Source organism: Qipengyuania seohaensis, from assembly GCF_002795865.1.
Taxonomy (GTDB): Bacteria; Pseudomonadota; Alphaproteobacteria; order Sphingomonadales; family Sphingomonadaceae; genus Qipengyuania; species Qipengyuania seohaensis.
The window spans coordinates 502,199-517,927 of sequence record NZ_CP024920.1 but is presented as its reverse complement, the minus strand read 5'-3'; the positions used below and the strand labels follow the sequence as shown (position 1 = coordinate 517,927).

Genomic DNA, 15,729 nt, shown 5'->3' with positions numbered 1-15,729 from the left:
ATGCGTGAAGCTCTGGATCAGTGGGATTTCGTGGTCGCGGCCTATGTGGTGGCAGTGGCTGGCACGCTCGGCATGATTGCATGGAGCTGGATAGCCATGAAGCGTGCGGAAAAGCGGCGCGAAAGCGTGCGCTCGGCGACGAGAAAAGCGCGATGAAGGCCAAGCATCAACGATTGGTCCTGATCGTCCTCGCATTGATCGCCCTGATCGGTGCAGGCTTGCTGGCAAGCTATGCCCTGCGCAATCAGGCCAGCTATTTCTACCTGCCGGAGCAGATGGCGGAAAACCCGCCCGAGCCGGGGCAGGCAGTCCGACTTGGCGGCATGGTGGAACCGGGTTCGCTGGAAAAGCTGCCTGACGGCATCACCGTGACCTTTGCCGTTACCGGACGCGAGAATTCCCGCATTCCGGTGCGCTTTGCAGGGATCCTCCCCGATTTGTTCGTTGAAGGATCGGGTGTGGTCGCAGAAGGCCGTCTCGACGCCGGCGGTACCTTCGTTGCGGATAATCTTCTCGCCAAGCACGACGAGAATTACGTGCCGCGCGAACTGGAAGGCATGAGCGAGCATCAGGCTGCCGAGATGGCAGAAGAAACCACGGTGGGCCTGGAATGATTGCAGAGCTGGGTCATGCGGCGCTGTGGATGGCAGCGGCCTTGGCAGTGCTGCAACTGGGGGCCGGTGCCCTCGGTATCCGTGTCGGAGAAGGCGCGGGTATCGCGGTCCTCTCACGCCCTGCTGCGATTCTTCAGGGCGCGTTGGCAGCGTTCGCTTTCGGGGCGTTGCTCTGGGTCTTCGCGATAACCGACCTTTCGGTGAAGCTGGTTGCCGCCAATTCCCATTCGATGAAGCCGATGGTTTTCAAGCTCTCCGGAGCCTGGGGGAATCACGAAGGCTCGATGCTGCTGTGGGTTACGGTCATGGCGCTTGCAGGTGCGCTGATTGCCGCGGTCGAACGCCGACTTCCGGAGCGCACGATGCAGGCGACGTTGGCTGCGCAAGGGTTTGTCGCGCTGGGTTTCTATGCCTTCCTGCTGCTCAGTTCGAATCCGTTGGAACGCTTGCCGATCCCGGCGGCCGAAGGGCAGGGCTTAAACCCCTTGTTGCAGGACATCGGTCTCGCCTTCCATCCTCCGACCCTCTATTTCGGCTATGTCGGGCTATCGGTAGCTTTCAGCTTCGCAGTCGGAGCCATGCTGACCCGGTCTGTCACGCCCGACTTCGCCCGCGCAATGCGTCCCTGGGTGCTGGGTGCGTGGGTGCTGCTGACTTTGGGCATAACTGCAGGAAGTTACTGGGCTTATTACGAACTTGGCTGGGGCGGCTGGTGGTTCTGGGACCCGGTCGAGAATGCGTCCCTTATGCCCTGGCTGGCGGCTACCGCGCTGCTTCATTCGGTTAGCGTGCTGGCAAGCCGTGATGCCTTGCGGGTGTGGACCATCATGCTGGGCGTGATTGCTTTCTCGATGAGCATGCTGGGCACTTTCCTGGTGCGTTCAGGCGTGCTGACGAGCGTTCATGCCTTCGCCGTCGATCCCGAACGTGGCAGCTTCATCCTGGCGCTGCTCGCAATCTATATCGGAGGAGCCCTGCTGCTGTTTGCGCTGCGCGCTAATTCGATCAGTGAAGGCGAACGATTCAGCGTTGCCAGCCGCGAGGGTGCGCTGGTGTTCAACAATGTGATGCTCAGCGCGATCCTGGCAGTGGTTCTGCTGGGCACGCTATACCCCCTTCTGACCGAGGCTTTCGACGTGCGCGTATCGGTCGGACCGCCCTATTTCAATCCGGTGTCGGCGATCTTCGCCTTGCCGATGCTTGCGGTCATGGCGGTGGGTCCGCTGCTGCGGTGGCGGCGCGACAGCTTCGGACGGATTTCAAAGGAGCTGGCGTTGATCGCCGCCCTCATCGTCGCCGGCCTGATTTTCTTCGCGCTGTTCGAAGGTGTGGCAATCCTCCCGCTGATGGGTCTGGCGCTGGCAATCGCCCTGGGTGTGGCAAGTTTCTTGCCGCTGCGGGGCAGAAATATCCGTCGCCTCCCGATTTCTGTCTGGGGAATGATCGTAGCGCATTTCGGCATCGCCGTTGCCTTGTTCGGAATGGCCAGCGAAAGTGCATTCTCGAACGAGAAGCTGGCGGCTCTCGAGGTCGGTCAATCCACGCAAGTGGGACCGTGGGAAGTGAAGCTCGACAGCATTGCGCCCGTTGCTGGACCTAACTGGACGGCGATCGAAGGGCGCATGCTTGCCAGCTACAAGGGCGGCGCACCTGCCGAGATCGCGCCCCAATCCCGGAATTTCTGGGCTCCGCCCCAGCAAACCACTGAAAGTGTCCTGCTAACGCGCTGGAACGGGCAGCTATATGCCGTGATGGGCAGCGAAGCTGACGATGGCAGGTGGCAATTGCGCCTGTGGTGGAAGCCGTTCGTGACGTTGATCTGGTACGGCGGGATGCTGATGGCGCTGGGCGGGGTGCTCGCCATCATCGGCCGTGTCCGCCGCGATCTTAAACGCCGGTCTATCCGCAGGAAGATCGACGGCAGGCGAGCGGATATGGAGGACCTCCGATGAACTGGCGTGTCTGGATCCCGCTCATGCTTTTTGCGCTTTTCCTTGGCGTGGCGGCCTATCAGCTGACCCAGCCTAAGGACGATTTCGTGGCCAGCGGCATGATCGGGCAGGAATTACCCTATTTCGAGCTGCCGCCTGCACATCCCGAGAACCCCGGCGTTACCACAGCCGACCTCAAGGAAGGCAAGCCGCGCCTGCTCAACATCTGGGCCAGCTGGTGCCTGCCATGCATAGCCGAGGCGCCGCAGCTCGAAGCGCTGAAAAACCAGGGGGCCGAGATTGTCGGTATCGCCATTCGTGACGATCCGGAGGACGTGGCGCAATTCCTTGCACGCCACGGCAATCCATATAGCCGCATCGGACGCGACGACCTTTCAGAAGTGCAGTTGAGTATCGGATCTTCGGGTGTGCCGGAAACCTTCGTGATCGATGGCAAAGGGATCATCACTTACCAGCACATCGGCGATATTCGTGCTGACGACGTGCCCGTCCTGCTCGAGAAGCTGCGGGAAGCCGGCGCGTGAGACTGCTTGCGGCATTCCTCTTGGCGGTAGTCGCTGCTCCGGCACTGGCGCAGGGCAGCGCGCCTCCTGCCCCTTACGCCTATCGGCAATTGGACGATCCCGCTCAGGAAGCTGCGGCGCAGGAGCTGATGGAAACGCTGCGCTGCCTGAAGTGCCAGTCCCAATCGATCGCGGACAGCGATGCGCCGATGGCCGGTGACATGCGGCACCAGGTTCGTATCCGCATTGCGGCAGGTGAGCAGCCGGAAGAGGTCCGCACCTGGCTCATGCAACGCTATGGCGATTATGTCAGCTATGCTCCTGTCGTAAGTGCGCGGACGTGGCCGTTGTTCGTCTTGCCGGTCGTATTCCTGCTGGCCATCGCCGCCGTTCTGTGGCGCAGATTCGGGAAGGCCAAGGCATGACGTGGCTCCCGATCATTCTCCTAGCGCTTGCCGCATTCATTGCTGCCGTGATCTTGCTGCGCTTGCCGCGCACCATGTGGACGTTGCTGGGTGCAACTCTGGTTTTCGGTCTTGCCGGTTATGCGATGCAGGGTTCCCCGGGCCAAGATAGCTCACCGAAGGCAGCGGCCGGTTCCGAAACGCAGAGCGGCGAACTGCTGGTCTCTGCCCGGCGAGAATTCTTCGGGGCAGGACAATTGCCGAGTCGCTGGATCATGACGGGTGATGGTTTCGCCCGCCGCGGTGATTATGCGCAGGCAAGCGGCCTCTACGCCAACGCCATCAGCGAGAATCCCTCAGATACGGAGGCATGGCTGGCAACTGGCATTGCGCTTGTCGAACACGCCGAAGGCAATCTGACGCCGGCCGCTATCAACGCGTTCGAACGTGCCGCCGAATTGCAGCCGGAAAATGGCGGAGCGCGCTATTTCCTCGGTCTTTCCTGGCTTCGTGGCGGCGAACCTGCCCGAACGCGCGAGCTTTGGGTAGAAGCGCTTGAGGCGGCGCCCGAAGATGCCGAATGGCGGGGAGACCTCCAGATGAGGCTCGAACGGCTCGATGCGCTCTTGGAAATGGCAGCGATGCCAACCGACCCCATTCAGTAACACCCTTACCTGCGCCATTGCGGGTGTCGCGGGGCGGTGCTAAGCGCCGCGACCTTGCGAAGGGTACAGATACTTCGCGGATAGGCGAATGACATGATGCAGCCGGAAACCCACCTTTGAGCACAGATAACACAGCTCCAGTCGAAAGGGCTGAGGCCGACGGTGCGCGTCGCGAAGGTCCTGGCCAGGCCCATGGGCACGGTCACGGTGCTTCGAAGACCGCTCTGGCGGTCGGCGCCATCGGTATCGTCTTCGGCGATATCGGCACCAGCCCGCTTTACGCGTTCCGCGAAACCTTCAATGGCGCAGCTAATATCGCCATCGACCGGATGCATGTTCTCGGCGTAGTCAGCCTGATCTTCTGGTCGATGCTGATCGTCGTTGCGATCCAGTACGTCACGATCCTGATGCGCGCGGACAACAAGGGGCAGGGCGGCAGCCTCGCGCTCGTGGCCTTGCTCAGCCGTCATATCGGAAAGTCGCGCTGGGGCTGGCTCGTGGTCCTTTTGGGCGTCTTCGCAACGTCGCTGTTCTACGGCGATTCCATGATTACCCCGGCGATTTCCGTCCTTTCCGCTGTCGAAGGCCTGACGGTGGTCGATCACCGGCTGGATCCGCTGGTCATACCGATCGCCCTTGTCCTGCTGGTCTGCCTGTTCCTGTTGCAAAGCCGGGGGACGGCGAAAGTGGGTGCGCTCTTCGCGCCGGTCATGATCGTCTATTTCGTGACCATTGCCGGGCTGGGATTGAACCAGATCTGGCAGAACCCCGACATCCTGTGGGCCTTGAACCCCTATTACGCCTTCATGTTCTTCGTCACCGACGGTGTGGTGGCATTCCTTGCGCTGGGCGCCGTCGTGCTCGCGGTGACCGGTTCCGAAGCGCTCTATTCGGACATGGGCCATTTCGGCCGCGGACCGATGCGCCTGAGCTGGTTCGGCTTCGTGATGCCGTGCCTGTTGCTGAACTATTTCGGTCAGGGCGCGATGATCGCAGGGCTCCCGCCGGAGCAGGCGGCCATTGCCGCAGCGAACCCCTTCTTCCTGCTGGCGAGCGAGGAATATCGCCTGCCGCTGGTTATCCTGGCAACGATGGCGACATTCATCGCCAGCCAGGCGGTTATCTCCGGCGCCTTCTCGATTACCCACCAGGCCATGCAGCTGGGCTTCATGCCGCGCATGTCGATCCGCCACACCAGCGAGACAGAGGCCGGACAGATCTACATCCCGGTCATCAACTGGGCGCTGATGGTGGCGGTCATCATCCTTGTCCTTACCTTCCAGAACTCGTCCAGCCTCGCCAGCGCTTACGGTATCGCGGTGACGGGTGCGGTGACGATCGACACGCTGCTGATGGGCGTGCTGTTCGTCGGCGTGTGGAAGTGGAAGTGGTGGTACGCTCTGCCCGTGGTGACCTTCTTCCTGATCGTCGACGGCGCCTATTTCGCGGCCAATCTCGTCAAGATTCCGGATGGCGGCTGGTTCCCGCTGGTCGTCGGTCTCGTGGCCTTTACGCTGCTCACCACATGGTCGCGCGGACGCAAGCTGATGCGCGAACGGATGAGCGAAACGGCGTTGCCGATCGAAATCTTCGCCAAGAGTGCCAAGAACAGTGCCACTCGTGTGCCCGGCACGGCGATCTTCATGGCCAGCCAGACGGCAGGCGTGCCATCCGCCCTGCTGCATAATATCAAGCACAACAAGGTACTGCACGAGCGGGTCGTGATCCTCACGGTCCTTATCGACGACACTCCCTATGTGGACGCCAGCGAACGCTGCGAAATGGTCGATCTCGGTGACGGCTTCTACCGCGCTGTGCTGCACTACGGCTTCATGCAGGAAACCGACGTTCCACAGGGCCTGAAGGAGATGGAGCGTTGTGGCGGCGAGTTCGACATGATGCACACCAGCTTCTTCCTGTCGCGCCAGACACTGTTGCCGAGCGACAAGCCCGGCATGCCGATCTGGCGCGAGAAGATCTTCGCCTGGATGCTGCGGAACGCTGCGACGGCGATGGACTTCTTCAGGCTGCCGACGAACCGCGTGGTCGAACTTGGCAGCCAGGTCGAGATTTGATCTAGGCGAAAGGCAGGCGGGTGACAAAGGCGACACCCTGTCAACTTCCGGATTTGGCTTTACTATACTGAATTGGAAGCGAAATTCTCGCGTCCGAGCGGGTGACAGTTCGCTGCGTCGCTACTTCGGGATCGGTCGGTGATGCCATTGGGCATCCCTGCCGCACGGCACCCGCGGTAGGAAAGCGTTTCCCCGATCACCCGGTGGGCGGTTCGTCCTGCATGACCTCGTCCGTATCCTCGAACGAGAGGCCGTGGCGCAGCAGCATCGGGATCTGCGTGAAGGTGAACAGGAAGGTCAGCGGCAGGAAGACCCACAACTTCGCCCACAGCCATCCCTCGAAGCTCATGGTGCGCACCAGCACTTCGTTCAGACCGGCAAGTGCGAAGAAGAAGAAACCCCAGTTGCGCGAGAGTTTCAGCCACCCTTCGTGAGTGACGCCTTCGAATGCCGCTTCGAGCAGGACCTGGAGCCACGCCCGGTTACGCAGCCAGCCGATGATCAGGACCACACCGAACAGCAAATAGATTGCCGTTGGCTTGAACTGGATGAAGCGTTCGTCCTGGAGCCAGATGGTCAATGCGCCGAAGCCGACGATCAGCGTCGTCGACAGGATCAGCATCGGGCTGACCTTGCCGAACTTCCATTTGCTGAAGGCAAGGGCGACGACGGCGGCCACCATGAAGGCGATCGTGCCGTAAATGACCGCTGCAATCTCGCCGAAAGTCGATGTCTCTGGCGGTTCGTAGAGCTTGTAGACGCCGAGGAAGACCAACAGCGGGCCATAGTCGACCAGCGTGTGCAGCCAGCCGGTCTTCTGTTTGGGCTTCGCTTCGCTCATCAGGCAATCCCCGCAATGACGCGCGCCACCAGGTCCGGATCGAAGGGGCGCAGATCGTCGATCTTCTCGCCGACGCCGATCGCGTGGATCGGCAGGCCGTACTGTTCCGCCGCCTGCACCAGCACGCCGCCGCGCGCGGTTCCGTCGAGCTTCGTCATGACGAGGCCGGTGACGCCCGCCACTTCCTTGAAAACGTCGATCTGGCTGAGCGCATTCTGGCCGTTGGTGGCGTCGAGCACCAGCACCACGTCATGCGGCGCTTCGGGGTTGAGGCGGCCGAGGACTTTGCGGATCTTGGCCAGCTCGTCCATCAGCTCGCGCTTGTTCTGGAGGCGGCCTGCGGTGTCGACGATCAGCACGTCGGTGCCGATTTCGGTGCCCTTCTTGACCGCGTCGAACACGATCGAGGCGGGATCGCCGCCTTCAGGGCCGCGCACGATGGGCACGCCCACGCGGTCTGCCCAGGTCTGGAGCTGGCCGATGGCCGCCGCGCGGAAGGTGTCTCCGGCGGCGAGCATGACGTTGTAATCGTCCTCGACGAAAAGGTGCGCGAGCTTGGCGATGGTGGTCGTCTTCCCGCTGCCGTTCACGCCGATCACGAGCAGGACCTGAGGGCGCGGGAAGGCGGTGATCTCAAGCGGCTTTGCGACCGGTCGCAGGATCGCGGCGATTTCCTCGGCGACCGCTTCCTTCAGTTCCTGCGCGCTGATTTCGAGGCCGAAGCGCTTGTCCCGCAGCTTCTCCCGGATGCGTGCAGCAGCGCTCGGGCCGAGGTCGGACATGATGAGCGCATCCTCGACATCGTCGAGCGTCGCATCGTCGAGCTTCGCCTTGCTGACGACTTCGGTCAGGTTTTCGGACAGGCGTTCCGACGTCTTCTTGAAGCCGCCGAACAGGCGCTCGGTCCAGCTGGGTTTGCTCATGCCAGGAGGTCGTCCTCGAATTTGGTGGGGGTGATCGTGACGATCTGCCCCGGCTCGGTACCGGCGGGCAGGTCCACCCGTGCGAAGTTCTCCGCATAGCCAGTGCCGTCGCGTTCCGCGAGGACATTGAGCGGCTTATCGACGAGCGTTGCCAGCCAGTCTGCACGGGTCTTTGCCACTGCCTCGCGCAATTCGGCTGCGCGCTGCTTGATCGTGGCGCGATCCAGTTGCGGCATACGCGCCGCCGGCGTGCCGGGGCGGGGCGAGTAGGGGAAGATGTGGCCGTGCACGATGCCGAGGTCGCGAATGATCGAGAGGTTGGCTTCGTGGTGCTCTCCGGTCTCGGTCGGAAAACCCGCGATAAGGTCGGCACCCACTGCAAGCTCGGGCCGGCGATCCTTCAGACGGCGGACCAGACCAACCGCATCGGCGCGGCTGTGACGGCGTTTCATCCGCTTGAGGATGAGGTCATGCCCATGCTGCATGGAAAGATGGAGATGCGGCATCAGCCGAGGCTCGCTGGCGAAGAGCTCGAACAGGGTTTCGTCGATCTCGATCCCGTCAAGCGAGGACATCCTGAGGCGATGCAATTCGGGAAAGGCATTGAGCACAGCGCGCACCATCGCGCCGAGGTGCGGTTTGCCCGGAAGGTCGTGGCCCCATGACGTAACGTCGACGCCCGTTAATACCACTTCGGCGGCGCCTTGGTCCACATGCAGGCCGACCTCGCGGATCACTGCGTCGACGGACATCGAGCGGCTGGCACCGCGCCCTTGGGGGATCACGCAAAAGGTGCAGGCGTGGTCGCAGCCGTTCTGCACGGCCACGAAGGCGCGTGTGCGGCGCTTGGGGACGGGCGGAGCTTCCGCCGGCACGTTCCATGCGCGCGGGTCGAGCTTTGCGTCATTGGCGATGAGGCCATCGACCTCGGGCATGGCGGCCAGTTCGTCGCGCTCGATCTCGGCGGCGCATCCGGTAACCAGCAGCCGGGCATCAGGATTGGCGCGGCGCGCGCGGCGGATGGCCTGCCGTGTCTGGCGCACCGCTTCGCTGGTGACCGCGCAGCTGTTGACCACAACGAGATTCTCCTCGCCCGCCAGCATGGTGCGCATCCGCTCGCTTTCGGAGATGTTGAGGCGGCAGCCCAGCGACACGATTTGCGGCAGTTTGGCGGGCGCGTTCATGCGTAGTCGTTCCACTCGAAGGAACCGCGGAAGCTTTCGCTTGCAGGGCCGGTCATGCGAATGGTTTCGCCCTCGCTCCAGCCGATCTGCAGGTCACCGCCGGGCAAAGCCACGGTCACGTCTCGGTCGACGAGCCGTCGGCGCATGGCGTGGACAGCGGTTGCACAGGCACCGGTTCCGCATGCCTTGGTCAGGCCTGCGCCGCGCTCCCACACGCGCAGCCGGATCCGGCTGCGGCCCTCGATTGTCGCGACGTTCACATTCACGCGTTCGGGAAACAGGGGATCGGTCTCGATTTCAGGACCGAGCTGATCGAGCGGGATCGCATCGCAATCGTCCGCGAAGAAAATGATGTGCGGGTTGCCGACGTTCACGGCGCCGGGGTCTTCCAGCATTTCCCACCCGACCGGCATGGAGAGCGTGTCCATGGGATAGGCGAGAGGGATGGCGTCCCATTCGAAATGCGGCGCGCCCATGTCGACGCTGGCGCCGCCATCTCGCGGCGATGCGGCAAGCATGCCGCCAGCGGTTTCGATTTGCGCATCGCTTCCGTGAAGCATGGCCACCGCGCGTGTCGCGTTGCCGCAGGCCCCGACTTCACTGCCATCGTGGTTGAATATCCGCATCCGGAAATCCGCGCTGTCGCTGAGCTGTAGCAGGATCAGCTGGTCGCATCCGATACCGGTGTGCCGATCCGCGATGCCGCGCGCGATACTTTCGTTAAGATCGGGCAGGGCATTTTCGCGCGCATCGAGCACGACGAAATCATTGCCTAAGCCATGCATCTTGATGAAGGGAATGCGCATCTTGGCGCGCATCTATGCCTTCAGGCGGCCAGCGTAAAGTATCAGCCGACGCGCTTGTCGCTCTCGGCCTTGTCATCCCGCTTCTTGCGTTCGGCGTCGAGGTCGAGGACTTCGTCGCTTGGCGAGGCCAGCAACTGCTGTAGGGATAGGCGCTCCAGCACCTTGGCTGCAGGCTCGGGGCGGCCGTAATGGTAACCCTGGCCCTTCATGCGACCCATGCCCTTGAGAACCTCGTGGATGGCCTCGTTCTCGATGCCCTCGGCCGTGATCGGCAGTTTCAGGCCATCGCTCATAGCCACGATCGCATCGACCAGGGCCGTGTTGTTTTCGTCTGCCCGCAACTCGCTGATGAAGGTGCGGTCGATCTTGAGGCGGTCGAAAGGAAGGCTGCGCAGCTGCGAAAGGCTGGAATAGCCGGTACCGAAATCGTCGAGGCTGACATGTACGCCCTGGTTGCGCAGGGACGTGATCATCGAGCGCACCATGCCGATGTTTTCGTGCAGGCAGGTCTCGGTAATCTCGATATCCAGGCGGTGTGGCGGGAAACGGTGCTTCACCAGGAGCTTGAGCACCTTTTGCGCAAACCACGGATCGCGCATTTGAACGGGAGAGATGTTGACCGACAGGGTCAGTGCGTCGTCCCACTGCTTTGCATCCTCGAACGCCTGCGCAATGAGCTTTTCGGAGAGTTCGCCGATCACCCCGATTTCTTCTGCGATCGGGATAAAAATGTCCGGCCCCACCACGCCTAGTTCCGGCGATTCCCAGCGAGCGAGCATTTCGAAACCGACCAGCTTGTCGGTTTCTAGGTCGATCTGCTGTTCGTAGTACGGCACGAATTCACCGTTCGCGATCCCGGCGCGAATGCCCGATTCCAGCTTGTTGCGGAACCGCAGCTCATTTTCCATCGGTGCTTCGAACCAGTAGAAGCGGTTCTTGCCCTGCTTCTTGGCGTGATACATGGCGATGTCCGCCTTGTGCATCAGGGCCTGCGCCCCGTTGCGGCTTTCTTCGAGTGCGTCGAGATGGACGGAACTGGCGATGCCGATGGACACAGTCACGTCGAGAGCGATTTCGTCGTGCTGCACGGAAGTCGCCACGCGATCGACCATGCGTGTCGCCAGGTGCTCGATCCGGTCGGGTGCGGATGCGTGATAAGGCACCACACAAAGGAATTCATCGCCGCCGATGCGGGCCAGGACGCCTCCAGCAGGAAGTACCCGTTCTAGCCGTTCGGCCGTCGCCCTCAGGACGGCATCGCCGGCGGCATGGCCATTGAGGTCGTTCACCTGCTTGAAGTTGTCGAGATCGACCGCAATCGCGGCCAGTGCGCGTTCGGAGTTGCATTCCGTTTCCAGCAGGACGGCAAGGCGCGTCGCGAAACTGCGGCGATTGAGACAGCCGGTAAGATCGTCGATCTCGGCAAGACGCCGGGCTTCTTCTTCCGATCGGCGGCGCTCACCCAGTTCGACGTTCAGCGCCTTGTACCGCCTCCAGCCAAGGAGAATGAGCGCAATGTTGAGTATCAGCGCATTGGTCAGCACCACGTCGGGCCCACCAACCGCCCCGCTCCAGGTCTTGATGATGTTGGGCAGGGCGACGCCGGCCGTGCCGACGAACAGGATCATCGCGGCAAAAGCAATGCCTTGCGTGACCAGGTCGTGGCGAGTCGAGCCGACGAGGCCCGGCGACCCGTCATCCGCCCGATCCGGCCGCTTTCCTGAGATAATCTTGCCCAAATGGTCCCCCGGACACGCTCGTGTTCCATGTGTGCCTAAGGAAGGATGTCTAAAAAGCCGTTAACCGGAACTCACTGTGCCCGTGCGCTTTCTGGCCAAGTGGCGCCGGGCGCGCTAGGCCGCCCGCACATTGCCGAACCCGCGAGAAGGAGAATTTTGCGAATGGCCCGCTACTGGCTGATGAAATCGGAACCGTTCAAATATAGCTGGGACGACCTTGTCGCCGAGAAGGAAGGGACCTGGGACGGGGTTCGCAATCACCGCGCCAAGAACAACCTGGCGGCCATGGAAGTGGGCGATCAGGCCTTTTTCTACCATTCGCGCGAAGGACTGGAGATCGTCGGCATTTGCGAAGTGAGCGTGGCCGGGATCACCGACCCGACCGATCCCGAAGGCAACTGGGCGGCTGTGAAGATCGTGCCGAAGACCAAGCTACCTAGCCCGGTGACGTTGAAACAGATCAAGGCCGAACCCAAGCTCGAGGATTGCGAACTTGTGCGCCTGTCGCGCCTGTCGGTTGCCGAGATCAAGCCGGACGAATGGTCCGTAATCTGCTCGATGGCAGGGATCTGACCGAGGGGATCAGTTGCGAGCGCGCAATCCGCTGACGGTTGCGCCGCTTGCTGCCAGCTGTTCGACGTCGATCACGCAGTGAATCAGCCGCAGGCCCGAGCGGCCTTGTGCTGCAACCAGCGCATCCTTGAACTGCTCGGTCGTCTCGGCGCGCGCCGACCAGCCGCCATAGGCTGCGGCCAACGCCGCAAAGTCGGGATTTGCCAGGCGGGTACCGCTGATGCGTTCTTCGCCAGGGAATTCGCGCTCCTGGTGCATTCGGATCGTGCCGTATGCCCCGTTATCGACGACGATGACTATCAGGTTGCCGCCGTGCTGGACGACCGTGGCCATTTCCTGGCCATTCATCATGAAGTCGCCATCGCCTGCAACCGCCACCACGGTACGCTCTGGGAAGCGTAGCGAAGCGGCAACCGAGGCTGGAACTCCGTATCCCATGGCGCCGCAGGTAGGCGCAAGCTGCGTCGGAAATCCTTCGTAACGCCAGTAGCGATGCCACCATCCGGCGAAATTGCCCGCGCCGTTGCAGATGATCGTGTCTGCCGGAAGAGTGTCGCGCATGAACTGGACGCAAGCGCCCATGTCGAGCGGATAGTCGTTGGGCGTGGCCGTGGCCCAGGCTTCCCACTCCGCATTTGCTTCTGCACCAGCATCGAAATCGATCGTGTCGCCATCGTCCCACAGAGCGGCGCTTTCCGCGAACTCGTCCATCTCGGCACAGATGGCGAGTTCGGTGGGATAGACGCGGTGCAATTCCTCCGGATCGGGGTGGACGTGGATCAGCGTGCGTTCGGCATCCTCCAACGGCGGGACCGTATAGCCGTCGGTGGTCGCTTCCCCGAGCCGTGCGCCGACAGCCAAGACCAAGTCGGCATTCTTCACCCGCTCGACCAGCTTGGGATTGGGGCCGTAGCCCAGCGATCCGGCATAGACGCGGCTCGACGGGCTGATCGCGTCCTGTCGGCGGAAAGCGGTGGCGACGGGAATGCCAAGGCGTTCGGCAAACAGCTGAAAGTGCTCGCGTGCCTTTGCATTCCATCCCGCGCCGCCGACAATGGCGACTGGCGAAGCGGCATCGGCAATGAGGGCCATCATCGCCTGCATGGCATCGGGGCAGGGGGCCTGCGCAGGCCGCTCCACGCGCTTGCGGGGCTTTGCCGCAGTGTCATGGCTCAGCATGTCTTCGGGGAGGGCCAGCACGACCGGCCCGGGGCGCCCGGAAATGGCCGTGGCATAGGCGCGGGCGACGTATTCCGGAATGCGGTCCGCGCTATCGATGCGGGCCGCCCATTTTGCGATCGGCCCGAAGAAGGCCGCGAAGTCGACTTCCTGGAAGCCTTCACGGTCGCGCATGCCGGAATCTACGTCGCCGACGAACATGATCATCGGCTGCGAATCCTGCTGGGCGACGTGGATGCCGATGCTTGCGTTTGTCGCACCGGGGCCGCGGGTGACGAAGGCGATCCCCGGCCTTCCGGTCATCGCTCCGTCCGCGCACGCCATCATCGCAACCCCGCCTTCCTGGCGGCAAGTGACAAGCTCGATCGCCTCCTGCTGGCCGAGCGCGTCGAGCACCTGCAGGAAGCTTTCTCCCGGCACTGTGAAAATTCGGTCGCAGCCCTGTTCGATCAGGCAATCGACGAGCAGTTTCGCGGCGGCGGGAGTGGGGCGTGTAGTCATGGATCAGGCGGTTAGCCTCGCGGGCAGCTTCGCGCAATCGCGGTGGCAATTCTTGCAGATTATCCTCAGCAAACACGCTGAATGTCCCGAATTGCTACAGCGTTGATTGTGCGGGACCCCAAGGGTTAAAAATGCGTTAAGACCTGCATCATGAGACGCGCATTAGTCCTTAACACCGAAGCCGCCCGCCACTGGTTGCGGGCAAGTCTGCCACAGCGCCGCGCGATGTTTGCCGACGTGCCGCAGGACCAGCCGATGGACTGGCGCCTTACGGCTTCGGACGTTCGCGGTGCAGCAACGGTTTATTTTGCGACCTTCGCAGCGGTTCTCGCCTTCATCGCCTGATTGCTAGGCCCGGCTAATGGCCGCGGCGGTTCGTTCTGCCTTCAGCAGCTTGCGCCCCAACCATGCAGAGATCAGGCACATCAGCGCACTGATGAGGACCTGCTCCACGATCGGCACCCCGGCGGCGCTCATTCCCATTGCCATAAGCGACCCGCAGACCATTGCGCCGGAATTGACGATATTGTTTGCGGCGATCGTGCGCGATGCTTTCTCCGGCGCCACGCGCGTGGTGAGAAAAGCATAGAGTGGCACGACGAACATTCCGCCCGCGATCGCAATGCCGAGCAGGCATAGCAGGAGGATGGTCGCCATGGGCCAGGCGAGGAACCCTGCGACGTCCAACAGCTCGGTCGGCTGGTCGGCCTCCCACAGTTTCGCAACGCCGTAGAAGGCAATGACGAACAGCCCCATCACGATGACCGATTGCGAGGCATAGCGGGCCGAGACCTTGCCTTTCAGCAAGGCGTTGATCGCGACCGAGCCGATGGCGATGCCGACCGAGAAGATCACGAGGAACAGGCTCGCGACTTCCTTGCTGGCCATGATGACATTCTTGGCAAGCGGGGGAAACTGGATGAACAGCACCGCGCCGATGGTCCAGAAGAAGCTGATCGCGATGATGGCGTAATAGACTTCGCGGGCGTGCATGGTCTCGCGTACCAGTCGCACCGAGGCGCGCAGGATATGCCAGTCGAGTTTTTCAGGCGCACCTTGGGGCGGGGCATCGGGAACCTGGCGGCTGACGAAATACGCGACGACAGAGGTGAGGATGATGCCTACCGCCGCGACTTCGACGGGGATCCATCCAGCCAGGATCGTGCCGGCGAGGATGGCGATATAAGTCCCGGCTTCTACCAGGCCCGTGCCTGCAAGGACCTCGTCCTTCTTCAAATGCTGCGGCAGGATCGCGTATTTGATCGGGCCGAGGAAAGTCGACTGCACCCCGGTCAGGAACAGCGCGAACAGCATCAGGACGATCGGTAAAGTGGTTTCGATTCCGAACAGGCTGACCGGCAGGTCATAGCCCTTCCAGGCGAGATAGAGCCCGCTTGCCCCGATGATCATCAGGATGATTTCGCAGAACTTGACCTTGCGGATGATCGCCGCCTTGTCGCGCATGTCGGCGAGCTGGCCGGCGAGCGCGGACAGGATGAAGAATGGCAGGATGAACAGGCCCGATGCGACGGCGCTGAACTGGCCCTCCGCTTCTTCGGAATTGTAGATCTGGTAGACCACGAAGAGCACCATCGCGGTCTTGTAGAGGTTGTCGTTGAACGCGTTGAAGAGCTGCGTGACGAACAGCGGCAGAAAGCGCCTGCTGCGCAGCAAATGTGTTGATGTAAGCATGACCCCCCGGGCACAACCTCGGCTCCGCGGCCCTTGTGCGGACTAACGCAGGCGCGGACAAGGCAAATGTGCCGCTTT

The 15,729-nt window shown here is 62.2% G+C and carries 16 protein-coding genes; 9 read left to right on the top strand and 7 right to left on the bottom strand.

Annotated features, from left to right (window positions below):
- The 7 genes from CVE41_RS14695 (at position 1) to CVE41_RS02555 (ending at position 6,213) form a co-directional block, all read left to right on the top strand.
- Entirely contained in the window at positions 1–156 is a 156-nt protein-coding gene (locus CVE41_RS14695; RefSeq protein WP_198507703.1) for a hypothetical protein, read from the top strand.
- On the top strand, positions 153–614 hold the full coding sequence (gene ccmE, locus CVE41_RS02580; RefSeq protein WP_100259252.1) for a cytochrome c maturation protein CcmE: 462 nt from the start codon (positions 153–155) through the stop codon (positions 612–614). Before CVE41_RS14695 ends, ccmE begins: the two co-directional genes overlap by 4 nt.
- Positions 611–2,566, top strand: coding sequence for a heme lyase CcmF/NrfE family subunit (locus CVE41_RS02575; RefSeq protein WP_100259251.1), 1,956 nt, complete (start codon positions 611–613; stop codon positions 2,564–2,566). Before ccmE ends, CVE41_RS02575 begins: the two co-directional genes overlap by 4 nt.
- Positions 2,563–3,090: a DsbE family thiol:disulfide interchange protein gene (locus CVE41_RS02570; RefSeq protein WP_100259250.1), complete on the top strand. Its 528-nt coding sequence runs from the start codon at positions 2,563–2,565 to the stop codon at positions 3,088–3,090. The genes CVE41_RS02575 and CVE41_RS02570 overlap by 4 nt, the downstream gene beginning before the upstream one ends.
- Positions 3,087–3,494 carry a cytochrome c-type biogenesis protein gene (locus CVE41_RS02565; protein WP_100259249.1) on the top strand — a complete coding sequence of 136 codons (408 nt, stop codon included), beginning with the start codon at positions 3,087–3,089 and terminating at the stop codon, positions 3,492–3,494. The genes CVE41_RS02570 and CVE41_RS02565 overlap by 4 nt, the downstream gene beginning before the upstream one ends.
- Positions 3,491–4,138, top strand: a complete 648-nt coding sequence (locus CVE41_RS02560; protein ID WP_100259248.1) for a tetratricopeptide repeat protein — start codon at positions 3,491–3,493, stop codon at positions 4,136–4,138. The genes CVE41_RS02565 and CVE41_RS02560 overlap by 4 nt, the downstream gene beginning before the upstream one ends.
- Before the next feature lie 116 nt (positions 4,139–4,254).
- Complete coding sequence (locus tag CVE41_RS02555) at positions 4,255–6,213, top strand: potassium transporter Kup (RefSeq protein ID WP_100259247.1); 1,959 nt, start codon at positions 4,255–4,257, stop codon at positions 6,211–6,213.
- Positions 6,214–6,409: 196 nt separating this feature from the next.
- On the opposite strand, the gene CVE41_RS02550 is transcribed toward CVE41_RS02555, so the two are convergent.
- From CVE41_RS02550 to CVE41_RS02530, 5 genes are read right to left on the bottom strand one after another with little or no spacing between them, the layout of a single operon-like run.
- Positions 6,410–7,054: an inner membrane-spanning protein YciB gene (locus tag CVE41_RS02550; RefSeq protein ID WP_100259246.1), complete on the bottom strand. Its 645-nt coding sequence runs from the start codon at positions 7,052–7,054 to the stop codon at positions 6,410–6,412.
- Entirely contained in the window at positions 7,054–7,977 is a 924-nt protein-coding gene (gene ftsY / locus CVE41_RS02545) for a signal recognition particle-docking protein FtsY (protein WP_090481444.1), read from the bottom strand. Before ftsY ends, CVE41_RS02550 begins: the two co-directional genes overlap by 1 nt.
- Positions 7,974–9,161, bottom strand: a complete 1,188-nt coding sequence (locus tag CVE41_RS02540; RefSeq protein WP_100259245.1) for a MiaB/RimO family radical SAM methylthiotransferase — start codon at positions 9,159–9,161, stop codon at positions 7,974–7,976. The genes ftsY and CVE41_RS02540 overlap by 4 nt, the downstream gene beginning before the upstream one ends.
- Entirely contained in the window at positions 9,158–9,967 is an 810-nt protein-coding gene (gene dapF / locus CVE41_RS02535; RefSeq protein ID WP_100261331.1) for a diaminopimelate epimerase, read from the bottom strand. Before dapF ends, CVE41_RS02540 begins: the two co-directional genes overlap by 4 nt.
- 41 nt (positions 9,968–10,008) lie before the next feature.
- The gene (locus CVE41_RS02530) at positions 10,009–11,706 is read right to left on the bottom strand and encodes a putative bifunctional diguanylate cyclase/phosphodiesterase (RefSeq protein WP_232725766.1); all 1,698 of its coding nucleotides are present in this window, start codon (positions 11,704–11,706) and stop codon (positions 10,009–10,011) included.
- A gap of 162 nt (positions 11,707–11,868) precedes the next feature.
- Between CVE41_RS02530 and CVE41_RS02525 the strand changes: the two genes are divergently transcribed.
- Complete coding sequence (locus CVE41_RS02525; protein ID WP_100259244.1) at positions 11,869–12,279, top strand: EVE domain-containing protein; 411 nt, start codon at positions 11,869–11,871, stop codon at positions 12,277–12,279.
- 9 nt (positions 12,280–12,288) lie between these two features.
- On the opposite strand, the gene CVE41_RS02520 is transcribed toward CVE41_RS02525, so the two are convergent.
- Complete coding sequence (locus tag CVE41_RS02520; RefSeq protein WP_100259243.1) at positions 12,289–13,959, bottom strand: thiamine pyrophosphate-binding protein; 1,671 nt, start codon at positions 13,957–13,959, stop codon at positions 12,289–12,291.
- 150 nt (positions 13,960–14,109) lie between these two features.
- Here CVE41_RS02520 and CVE41_RS14555 point away from each other — a divergent pair, with 150 nt between their 5' ends.
- Entirely contained in the window at positions 14,110–14,304 is a 195-nt protein-coding gene (locus CVE41_RS14555; RefSeq protein ID WP_157799375.1) for a hypothetical protein, read from the top strand.
- A gap of 3 nt (positions 14,305–14,307) precedes the next feature.
- Here CVE41_RS14555 and CVE41_RS02515 read toward each other — a convergent pair whose 3' ends face one another.
- Positions 14,308–15,651, bottom strand: coding sequence for an MFS transporter (locus tag CVE41_RS02515; protein ID WP_100259242.1), 1,344 nt, complete (start codon positions 15,649–15,651; stop codon positions 14,308–14,310).
- Between the last annotated feature and the right edge of the window lie 78 nt (positions 15,652–15,729).